Annotated in this window: 1 pseudogene; it reads left to right on the top strand. The window is 56.2% G+C overall.

Annotated elements, in window-relative coordinates:
• Positions 1–352: pseudogene (locus tag BV911_RS19690) on the top strand (transporter); the annotation flags it as partial.
• Positions 353–368 lie beyond the last annotated feature (16 nt).

Genomic DNA, 368 nt, shown 5'->3' with positions numbered 1-368 from the left:
CGGCGTCGCGCTGAAGCAATCGAATGGCTGGACGGTCGGCGGCTTGGCCAACCACTTGTGGTCAATCAGCGACGAAGACAAGTATGGCGAAATGTCGGCATCGTTCGTGCAACCTTTTGTCAGCTTCACCACCCCAAAGGCGACCTCGTTCACCTTGAACACCGAGTCGACCTATAACTGGGAAACCGAGGAATGGTCGGTGCCGATCAATGCCTTGGTCTCGCAGATCGTCAAGGTCAACAAAATGCCGGTTCAGTTCGGTTTGGGTGCACGCTATTGGGTCGACACACCCGAAGGCGGCCCTGATGGCTGGGGCGCACGCTTTCAGATGACGCTGTTGTTCCCAAAATAACCACATCCGTTCGCCT

Origin of the sequence: Pseudoruegeria sp. SK021 (assembly GCF_002119405.1) — a bacterium.
GTDB lineage: Bacteria > Pseudomonadota > Alphaproteobacteria > Rhodobacterales > Rhodobacteraceae > Meridianimarinicoccus.
This window is presented reverse-complemented; position numbering and strand designations above follow the sequence as displayed.